This window comes from Lentzea aerocolonigenes, assembly GCF_000955955.1.
Taxonomy (GTDB): domain Bacteria; phylum Actinomycetota; class Actinomycetes; order Mycobacteriales; family Pseudonocardiaceae; genus Lentzea; species Lentzea aerocolonigenes_A.
Window position 1 is genome coordinate 19,131 of record NZ_JYJG01000112.1, and the last position, 8,691, is coordinate 27,821.

Consider the following 8,691-nt stretch of genomic DNA (forward strand, 5'->3'; position numbering starts at 1 on the left):
CTGAGGCATTCGGGCGATCTACGGCGGGCACACCGTGTCGAGGTCATGCGGTGCTTCTACGGTGGCGAACCGCGGACCCGGTTGGAGCTGGCGAGCCGGCTCGGCCTGTCCGTCGCCACGATCGGCACCATCGCCGGTGAGCTGACGAAAGCCGGATTCCTGAAGGAAACGGCCGGTCCGCGCACTGGTGGCGGACGTCCGGCGACGCAGCTGACGTTGCGCGGCGGCGGCTCGCTGGTGGTGGGGGTGGACGTCACCGACAAGCACGTGACGGCCGAGTTGTTCGACCAGGCGATGGCGCGACTGGCCCGGAAACGGTTGCCAGTGCTGGAGAGCGCGCCGCAAGCAGTGGTCGAGCAGGTTCTCGCGGCCGTGGCGGCGGTTCGGCAGCAGGTGTACGAGGCGCCGGTCCGCGCGATCGGGGTCAGCCTGCCGGAGCACCGGTTCCGGGCGCTGCTCGAACGACGCTGTGACGTGCCGGTGGTGCTGGACCAGCCGTTGAAGGCGATGACGCTGGCCGAGCAGACGTTCGGCGCGGCGCGGGACCAGGACGACGTGATCGTGGTCGACCTGGGTGCCGGTACCGGACTGGGAGTGGTGTCCGGCGGCCGGTTGCTGCGCGGTGCGACGAACAGCGCGGGGGAGTGGGGACACGCTGTCCTGCACGCCGACGCACTGATGGACCTGCTCGACGGCAGCCCGTTTCTCGTGCCAGGCGACCAGGAGGCAACGGTCGCGCGGTTCGCGGAAGCCGTGCGGCAGGGCGACTCCACGGCGCTGGAGACGCTCAACCGGTTCTCACGCGAGCTCGCCCTGGCCCTCGCCGGCGCCGTCGCCCTGCTCGACCCCGGGCTGATCGTGTTCGGCGGCTGGATCGGCGCCGCGCTCGGTGAGCCACTCGTGGCAGCGGTCACCCCGGTGATCAAGGAGTACGCGCTCGGTACCTGTTTCGAAGCGGCGACCGCCTCTCTGGGCGGGCACCAGGACAACCCGGTGTCCCTCGGCATGGCCGTGCTCGCCTTCGAAACCCACCTGCTCGACTGAACTTCCGAGGGGATCCAGTTCCATGGGGCAAAACCGCCCGTTCAGAGCCATGCCCGCAGTCGTGGCGTGCCTGGTCGCGACCGCCTGTGCCACCGCCGCGCCACCGCCGACGCCCGAACCCGAGGTGACGGTCGCGGTGTGGGGAAGTGACCAGGACGCCAAGACCTACCAGCAGCGCGTCGACCTCGCGAGCGACCGCGTCGCCGGCGTGAACGTCAAGCTGTTGCACGTCAAGGACGGCGACTACGGCACGAAGATCGGCAAGATGCTCGCGGACGGCAACCCGCCCGACATCATCGAGGTGGCCGAGTCCGTGCACAGCTACAGCAGCAAGAACCAGCTGCTGCCGCTCGACAACTTCATCGGCAGCGAGAAGCTCGATCTCGCCGGGAGGTTCGGCGAACGGGCCGCGCACTCCTACGACCGCGACGGCAAGACGTGGGCGCTGCCGGACCGCAGCGGGCCGATGGTCCTGTACTACAACAAGGATCTCTTCGACAAGGACGGCGTCGCCTATCCGACCGCGGACTGGAAGTGGCCGGACTTCCTGGCCGCCGCGCAGAAGCTGACGGTCCGCGACGGCGACAAGACCATGCGGTACGGCTTCGCGGCGGGCGACTGGTGGCCGTGGTGGATGGCGTTCATGCTGCAGAACGGCGGTAAGGTCCTCGACGAGGCCGGCAACCCGGTGATCAACTCGCCGGAGAACGTCAAGGCGATGCAGTTCTACGCGGACCTGGTCAACAAGCACCACGTCGCGCCGTCCAAAAAGGACTACGAGGCGCTCAAGGTCTCCAGCCCCGACCAGCTCTTCGCCCAGGGCAACGCCGCCATGATCATGACCGGCTTCTGGAACATCGCCTCGCTCAAGGACGCCCCGCAGGTTCGCTGGGGCATCTCGCCGCTGTTCAAGAACACCAAGCAGGCGACGATCTCCTTCCAGAGCGGCCTCGCGATCACGAAGTCGAGCAAGCGTCCCGAGCTCGCGTTCAAGGTGCTCGACTTCCTGACCAGCGCCGAGGGGCAGAAGCCGATCGCCACCAGCGGCCAGGACGCGCCGGCCAACCGCGAGGTGCAGGACAGCGACGACTTCCTGCGCCCGGCGTGGACGATCGCGGACGTCAACATGTCCGCGTTCAAGGAGTCCGCGGAGTTCGCCTACACGCCACCGATGACGCCGGACTGGGGCGGCATGCAGAAGGCGTTCGGCACGATCATCGGTGAGATCTGCGACGGCCTGGTCACGCCCAAGGACGGCCTCGCGGCGGCCCAGCGTTCCCTGGAGAACCTGGGCAAATGAGCGCTCGGTGGGCGGGACTCTCCCTCCCGCCCACCGGGTTCGGTTCTGCCGGGATCGATTGACGATCTATGAAGTGCCAGCTATGTTGGCGTTCACATCTGGGACTGTCCGCGTGTTCCCCTTTCACCCCGGCACTGTCGAGTGCCCGTCGGGAAAGACCGGCATGTCCTTACGTCATCTCAGTTCCACGACGGTGTTCATCGCCGTCGGCCTCATCGGCGCGGGCTTCGCGACCTCCGTCACGACCAGCTCCGCCGCCACGCTCGACGACGGCCTCGTCCTGCACTTCGAGCGCACGGGCGGTCCCGTCCGGTTGCCGGAGGACGTGCTCCACGAGCTCACCGACCTCACCGTCACGGCCCAGGTCGGCCACGTCCCCGGCGGACGGCGGACGATCACCTGCACGCTCGGTGGCGGCGTCACGATCCATTACGAGGACGGCGTCGAGACGGGCAGGAAGAACGGCACGGCAACGACTCCGGGTGCGATCGACGACACCATCGCCACCTGCGCCGGACGTTCGGCAGACGGGTCTCTGCAGGGTGAGATCCGCGACTTCCGCCTCTACCGCCGGGTGCTGGCTCCCGGCGAGGTGCGTGAGCTCGGGAAGGAGACGGCGTCGGCCCGGCCGGGCACCGATCTCGCGTCGCTCGACCTGGGCGACACCTCCGCCGTGACGGAGGACCTCACCCTGAGCACGAGAGTTCCCGGCGGCTCGGTGATCTCCTGGGAGTCGAACAGGCCTTCGGTGCTGTCGGCGACCGGTGTGGTCACCCGGCCCGCACCACGATCCGGCAGTTCGACGGTGACGCTCACCGCGACCGCCTCCTACGCCGGGCACACCGCCACGCGCGAGTTCACCGTCACCGTGCCGGAGGACGTCAGCGATCGGCAGAAGGTCGACGACGCGCTGAGGGACGTCGTGCTCCCCGACGAGATCCGCGGCGACATCACGTTGCCCACCAGGGGATCCCGCGACGTCACGTTCACCTGGCAGAGCAGCGATCCGCGCGTGGTCAGCGCCACCGGTGAGGTGACCCGGCCGCCGCACGGATCACGCCCGCGCATCGCCCGCATCTCCGTCAAGGCCGCCAAGGGGTACACGTCCAACACCCGTTACTTCACCCTCACTGTCCTGCCGCTGCCCGAGAAGGCGGCGATGGAGGGCGCGCTGTTCGCCTACGTCACCGGCGAAGCGTCCCAGGACGTGCACTTCGCGGTCAGCGGCAGCGATCCGTCGCAGAAGACCGAGCTCAACCGCGGCCGTCCGGTGCTGACGTCGGAGTACGGCGTGCGCGACCCGTTCATCATCCGCAGCGAGGACGGCGACAGCTTCTCCCTCGTCGCGATGCGGCAGGACGGCAGCCACGTCGAGATCTGGGAGTCGACCGACCTCGTCACGTGGTCGGGGCAGCGGCACGTCCCGGTGTCGGCTGGGACACCGCGCTTCGGCACCGCTCTACCGGTGTCGAAAACCGAGCTGGAGCGGCTGAGGCAGGGCACGCAACCGTTGCGCGCCAACGAGAAGGGCGTGCTCGTCGACTACGACCTGACCAGCGGTTCCGGTCCGGTCGTCGCCGATGTGTCCGGGAACCGCCGTGCCGCGACGATTCGCGGTGACATCACCCGCTCATCCGCCGGCCTGATCTTCGGCGGGAAACGCGGCTACCTGGACCTGCCGGACGACCTGATGTCCGGACTCGATCAGCTCACCGTCTCCGCCCAGGTAGAGGTCGGAGGGAGCTGGCGCACCATCACGTGCACATTGTCGAATGGCGTTGCACGTCTATTCGACAACATTGTCGAATTCTCGCGTCTGGACGGCATGGTGGTGAAACCCGATGAACTCGGCGGGCTCATCGTGACGCCGAACTCCGGTGCGCGATTCCAGGGAAAAATGCGCAGGTTGACGGTGTGGAACCGGGTTCTGACCGCAGAGGAGATCGCCGCGCTGCAACGCTGACGCCTTGATTCGATCTCTGCTGTGCTGTTGTATTCGAGGCTGTCACCGCAATACCAACTGGGTGCGTTCCCGGATCGCCGATCCGTGACCACGACACCACCGGGTACGGAGACCAGAGTGGCGCCGCGACCCTGGACCAGGCGGCGAACTGCTGGGTGAGCATCGCGAACACGGGTGAAGGGCCAGGAGAACTACGTCGTCATCAACCTGGGCAACGAGCCGTTCGGCAACAACGCCTCGGCCAGCGCGCGGTGGACCGACTCGACGCGGGGCGCGATCAGCAAGCTGCGGGGCGCCGGACTGCAGCACCTGCTGATGGCGGACGCGCCGATGTGGGGCCAGGACTGGCAGAACATCATGCGCGACGACGCCGCGTCGGTGTTCAACGCGGATCCGTTGCGCAACACCGTGTTCTCCATCCACATGTACGGCGTCCACAACAGCGCGGCGAAGGTCAACGCCTACTTCGACGCGTTCCGCTCAGCGGGGCTGCCGTTGGTGGTGGGGGAGTTCGGTGACCGGCACAGCGACGGTGCCCCGGACGAGAACACGATCATGGCGCAGGCCCGGTCCCGCGGGCTCGGGTACCTCGGGTGGTCGTGGAGCGGCAACGGCGGCGATGTCGCCTACCTGGACATGGTCTCCGGGTTCAACCCGTCGCGGCTGACGTCGTGGGGGCAGCGGTTCCTCAACGGCGCCAACGGTGTCCGGCAGACCTCGAAGCAGGCCGCGATCTACGGCTGAGTTCTGTCCTGCAGGACAAGCCGATGTCGAGGGCTTGTCCGCAACGGACAGGTTCGGCCAGTGGTCCACTCGGCGGTATCTCCGATTCTGGGAGCGCTCCCAGAATCGAAGCATGACCTGGCGAACTCTTCGAGCGGTGGTGGCCGGCCTGCTGCTGGCCGCCACCGTCGTCCTCGCGCCCGCGGCGAGTGCCGCCGCGCCCGCGCGGATCATGGCCCTCGGCGACTCCATCACCGGCTCACCCGGCTGCTGGCGGGCGCTGCTCTGGAAACACCTGCAGGACACCGGCCACACCGACGTCGACTTCGTCGGTTCACTTCCCGCCCCGGGCTGCGGGTTCACCTACGACGGCGAGAACGAGGGCCACGGCGGCATCCTGGCGACGAACATCGTGCGGGACGGCCAACTCCCCGGCTGGCTCTCCTCGGCACGCCCGGACGTCGTGCTGATGCACCTGGGCACCAACGACGTCTGGAACAACATCCCCGCGGCCACGATCCTCAACGCCTACACCACGATGCTCGGCCAGATGCGCGCGAGCAACCCGGCGATCAAGCTGGTCGTCGCCCAGATCATCCCGATGAACCCGTCCGGCTGTTCCGCCTGCGGGCAGCGGGTGGTCGATCTGAACGCCGCGATTCCCGGCTGGGCGCAGGCGAACAGCACGGCGGCCTCCCCGATCACCGTGGCCGACCAGTGGACCGGGTTCAGCACCTCCGCCGACACCACTGACGGCGTGCACCCCAACAGCACCACCGGTATCCAGAAGATCGAGGCCCGCTGGTTCCCGGCCGTGGTCGCGGCACTGGGCGGCAGCGCTCCGACCGTCGGCCTGCACGTCGAGGGCACGCGGGTCGTCGAGGGCGACGGCAGCCCGTTCGTCATGCGCGGCGTCAACCACGCCTACGTCTGGTACCCGAGCCAGAACCGGGCCTTCGCGGACATGAAGTCCTTCGGCACCAACACGGTCCGCGTCGTGCTCGGCAGCGGCCAGCGGTGGGGGCCGACACCGGCCGCCGAGGTCACGAACGTCATCTCGTTGTGCAAGACGAACAAGATGATCTGCGTGCTGGAAGTCCACGACACCACGGGATACGGCGAACAGAGCGGCGCCGCGACGCTGGACCAGGCGGCGACGTACTGGGTCGGGGTCGCCAATGCGCTCAAGGGCCAGGAGAACTACGTCATCATCAACCTGGGCAACGAACCGTTCGGCAACAACGCCACGGTCAGCGCCACCTGGGCGAGCGCCACGAGCGGCGCGATCAGCCGGATGCGCGGTGCCGGCCTGCAGCACCTGATCATGGCCGACGCGCCGATGTGGGGCCAGGACTGGGGCAACATCATGCGCGACAACGCGGCCGCGGTGCTGACCGCCGATCCGCAGCGCAACACCGTGTTCTCCATCCACATGTACGGCGTCTACAACACCGCGGCCAAGGTGAACGCGTACTTCGACGCCTTCCAGACCGCAGGCCTGCCGCTGGTGGTGGGCGAGTTCGGGAACAACCACTCCGACGGTGACCCGGACGAGGACACGATCATGGCTCAGGCGCAGCTCCGCGGTCTGGGCTACCTCGGCTGGTCGTGGAGCGGCAACAGCAGCGACGTCGGTTACCTCGACATGACCAACTCGTTCAACCCGGCGAGCCTGACCCCGTGGGGCGAGCGGTTCCTCAACGGCGCCAACGGTGTTCGGCAGACCTCGAAGGAGGCCACGATCTTCGGAGGCGGTGGTGGCGGCGACACCCTGCCTCCGTCCACTCCGGGCACTCCGGCCGCCTCGGGTGTGACGTCCACGGGTCTCACGCTGAACTGGGCGGCGTCGACGGACAACGTCGGTGTCACCGGGTATGACGTGTTCCGCGCGCTGGGCAGTGGTTCGTTCGCGCTGGTGGGTTCGCCGGCCTCGGCGTCCTTCACGGACAGCGGGCTGAGCCCGTCGACGGCTTATCGGTACCAGGTGCGGGCGAAGGACGCCGCGGGCAACGTGTCGGCGTTCTCGGGCATCGTGACGGCCACGACGAGCGGTGGCGGCGGCCCGAGCACCTGCAAGGTCGGTTACTCCGCGCAGAACTGGGGCGGTGGCAACGGGTTCACCGCCAGCGTGACCGTCACCAACACGGGCACGAGCGCGGTCGACGGATGGACGCTGGCCTTCAGCTATGCAGGCGGTCAGCAGGTCACGTTGCCCGGCTGGGGCGCCACGTTCGCCCAGTCCGGTGCGAACGTGACGGCCGCCAACCTGACCTGGAACCGGACGCTGGCACCGAACGGGTCGGCGAGCATCGGCTTCAACGGCTCGTACAACGGCTCGAACCCGGCGCCGGCCTCGTTCACCCTCAACGGCAACACCTGCACGACCGGCTGAGACGTGGAACCGGCCCTGGTGACCCCAGGGCCGGTTCGCTACAGGCCCTGCACGACCCCGGTGGTGGTGTCGACGCTGATCCGCTGGGACCAGGACATGGTGACGGTTCTGGGCGTCGGGAACTTGAGCGGCAGCCACACGTACTGCGACTCGTTGACCGGGCGGTTCCACGCACCTGCCCAGCGATCGCCGAGGTAGAGGTACGACGTGGTCTGCGTGCCCTGCACCGGTACCACGTACGCGGTCTGGCTGCGGTAGCCGGTGGAGTCGCCGACGTTCGCGAGCCCGCTCCACGTCCCGGTCATGCTGGTCGCGGTCGCGTACTTCTGCTGGTTGGGGTTCCAGTAGGTGGCGCCGGAGGTGACCATGAAGTAGACGCCGTTCCGTTTGAAGACGGCGGGAGCCTCGCGCGACGAGCCTCGCCACAGCGTCCGCACCAGCGTGCTGACCCCGGTGTAGTCGGCGGTGAGCCGGTACAGGTTCAGGTCGGCGTTCTCGCGGGCGGCCGAGACCATGTAGGCGGTCCCGTCGTCGTCCTTGAACAACGTGATGTCGCGGGACATGTGCTGCCCGAGCGGCCGGAAGCTGCCACGCCAGGTGTACTTGCCGTCCACTGTGGATGACGTGGCGACGGCGGCGCGGGCCTCGGAGTAGTCCTTGCCGTTCTCCTTGTGCATCCACATCACGAACTGCCCGGTGGAGCTGTTGTAGACGACCTTCGGCCGTTCGATGTTCGCCCGGCCGAGCTCGGCGGCCGACGAGGGGGTGAGGACGTTGTTGCGGAACTCCCACGTCTTCAGATCCGCCGACCGGTAGACCGACACCGCCTTGAAGGTGTTGTCGGCGTTGCGGTTCTCGCCGAACCAGTAGTAGTACGCGCCGACCTTGAGCATGCCGCCGCCGTGGGCGTGCACGACGTTGCCGGACGTGTCGGTGAACTGGGTTCCGTTGGTCACCGTCGCCGGCGCGGCCGACGCGGTGAGGGGTACAGCGAGAAGCGCGGTCACCAGCAGGGCGACCGCAGGTAGTCGTGGCATGGCGCCTCTTTCCTGGAAAAGGTGTGGAAACCGGCCCCGGCGCCGCCACGCCGGGGCCGGCGGCTGGAGGCACTCAGCGCAGGTAGCCGGCCAGGGGCAGGTTCAGCTCACGCACGCCTTGCACGACGAGTCCAGCCATCTCCGCGGCGCCGTGCGCGGAGAAGTGGGTGTTGTCGCCTGCCTCCCGGGTCAGGTACAGCGCCTGGGACGCCGACGGTCCGAGCGACTCGAC

The 8,691-nt window shown here is 68.2% G+C and carries 6 protein-coding genes; 5 read left to right on the forward strand and 1 reads right to left on the reverse strand.

Going from position 1 to position 8,691, the window contains the following annotated elements; translation table 11 throughout:
* Nucleotides 1-45: 45 nt before the first annotated feature.
* From UK23_RS17475 to UK23_RS17495, 5 genes are all read left to right on the forward strand, one after another.
* Nucleotides 46-1,044, forward strand: coding sequence for an ROK family transcriptional regulator (locus tag UK23_RS17475; protein ID WP_045312612.1), 999 nt, complete (start codon nucleotides 46-48; stop codon nucleotides 1,042-1,044).
* A gap of 49 nt (nucleotides 1,045-1,093) precedes the next feature.
* Nucleotides 1,094-2,344, forward strand: a complete 1,251-nt coding sequence (locus UK23_RS17480) for an ABC transporter substrate-binding protein (RefSeq protein WP_052684756.1) — start codon at nucleotides 1,094-1,096, stop codon at nucleotides 2,342-2,344.
* Nucleotides 2,345-2,507: 163 nt separating this feature from the next.
* A complete protein-coding gene (locus tag UK23_RS48725) occupies nucleotides 2,508-4,307 on the forward strand; it encodes an immunoglobulin-like domain-containing protein (RefSeq protein WP_196777779.1) in 1,800 nt (599 codons plus the stop codon).
* A 174-nt stretch (nucleotides 4,308-4,481) separates the two neighbouring features.
* On the forward strand, nucleotides 4,482-5,051 hold the full coding sequence (locus UK23_RS17490) for a cellulase family glycosylhydrolase (RefSeq protein ID WP_052684758.1): 570 nt from the start codon (nucleotides 4,482-4,484) through the stop codon (nucleotides 5,049-5,051).
* Between the two features lie 112 nt (nucleotides 5,052-5,163).
* The gene (locus tag UK23_RS17495; protein WP_045312614.1) at nucleotides 5,164-7,422 is read left to right on the forward strand and encodes a cellulase family glycosylhydrolase; all 2,259 of its coding nucleotides are present in this window, start codon (nucleotides 5,164-5,166) and stop codon (nucleotides 7,420-7,422) included.
* Between the two features lie 38 nt (nucleotides 7,423-7,460).
* Here UK23_RS17495 and UK23_RS17500 read toward each other — a convergent pair whose 3' ends face one another.
* Nucleotides 7,461-8,459, reverse strand: a complete 999-nt coding sequence (locus UK23_RS17500; protein ID WP_082114738.1) for a family 43 glycosylhydrolase — start codon at nucleotides 8,457-8,459, stop codon at nucleotides 7,461-7,463.
* Nucleotides 8,460-8,691: the final 232 nt, after the last annotated feature.